The 1,571-nt window shown below is 69.4% G+C and carries 1 protein-coding gene; it reads left to right on the top strand.

Annotated features, from left to right (window positions below):
- Positions 1–183 precede the first annotated feature (183 nt).
- Positions 184–1,431 (top strand): serine hydroxymethyltransferase, encoded by a 1,248-nt coding sequence (locus ACFR9S_RS15055; RefSeq protein WP_379732709.1) that lies wholly within the window; start codon positions 184–186, stop codon positions 1,429–1,431.
- Positions 1,432–1,571 lie beyond the last annotated feature (140 nt).

The following is a 1,571-nucleotide window of genomic DNA, read 5'->3' on the forward strand; positions in this document are numbered from 1 at the left end:
CGACTCCCATCCCTCGGCCTCGACGCGGACGGCGGTTTTGGCCTCGTCGACGGCGCGGACGCCGTCCCCGTCGATCTCCACATCCATGCGTCCGTCCCGCGATACGTGAGGCAGACGCTAAATCTCTGTCGGGCGCCGCCGGCGACAGTCAGGCTTAACCCGGACCTGGCCCCGGTTGCGGGTATGGAGCACGATCACGTCCGGCACGTCGATCCGGAGCTCGCGGACGCGCTCGAGGCCGAGACCGACCGCCAGCGGGACACGATCACACTGATCGCCAGCGAGAACCACGTCTCCGAGGCGGTGATGGACGCCCAGTCCAGCAGCCTCACCAACAAGTACGCCGAGGGCTACCCCGGGCAGCGATACTACGGCGGCTGTGAGCACGCCGACACCGTCGAGCAACTGGCGATCGACCGCGCGAAGGAGCTGTGGGGCGCCGAGCACGTCAACGTCCAGCCCCACTCCGGCTCGCAGGCCAACATGGCCGTCTACATCGCCGCGCTCGAACCCGGCGACAAGATCCTGAGCCTCGATCTGACCCACGGCGGCCACCTCAGCCACGGCCACTCCGCGAACTTCGTCGGCGAGCACTTCGAGGTCCAGCACTACGAGTGCGACGACCAGACGGGGTACATCGACTACGAGGGGCTGGCCGAGCAGGCCGAGGCGTTCGACCCCGACATGATCGTCTCGGGCTACTCCGCCTACCCCCGCGAGGTCGAGTGGGAGCGCATCCAGGCGACCGCGGAGTCCGTCGGCGCCCTCCACCTCGCCGACATCGCCCACATCACCGGACTCGTCGCCGCCGGCGAACACGAGTCGCCGGTCGGCGTCGCCGACTTCGTCACCGGCTCGACCCACAAGACGATCCGTGCCGGCCGCGGCGGGATGGTCATGTGTGGCGAGGAGTGGAGCGAGGCCGTCGACAAGGCCGTCATCCCCGGGATGCAGGGCGGCCCGCTGATGCACAACATCGCCGGCAAGGCGGTCGGATTCAAGGAGGCGCTCACGCCGGAGTTCGAGGAGTACGCCGCCCGCGTCGTCACCAACGCGGAGGCGATGGCCGAGCGCCTGCGCGACCGCGGCCTCGATCTCGTCTCCGGCGGCACCGATACCCACCTCGTGCTCGCGGACCTGCGCCCCTCCCACCCCGACACGACCGGGAAGGAGGTCGAGGAGGCGCTCGAGAAGGCCGGGATCGTCCTCAACGCCAACACCGTGCCCGGCGAGACCCGCTCGCCGTTCAACCCCTCCGGCATCCGCGTCGGCACGCCGGCGATCACGACCCGCGGGTTCACCGCCAGCGACTGCCGGACCGTCGCCGACTGCATCGCCGACGTGGTCGACGCGCCGGAGGACGAGGACGTGCTGGCCGAGGTCTCCGAGACGATCGGCGAACTGACCGAGAAACACCCGCTGTACGAGTAGCGGGAGCGGGACGGATTTATCACTCGTGAACTGGAGTGAACGATAGATGGGTACCAACCTCCTCTGGGTCGGTCCGCCGGAGCCACCCGAGACGGTCGTCCGCCTCGCCGAACGGCGTGGCTGGTCGCTCCGGAGCGCCG

The sequence above is a fragment of the Halolamina salina genome (assembly GCF_042678005.1).
GTDB lineage: Archaea > Halobacteriota > Halobacteria > Halobacteriales > Haloferacaceae > Halolamina > Halolamina salina.

Coding starts and splice junctions, on each gene's coding strand:
- ACFR9S_RS15055 (WP_379732709.1), top strand. CDS start 184: ATGGAGCACGATCACGTCCGGCACGTCGATCCGGAGCTCGCGGACGCG.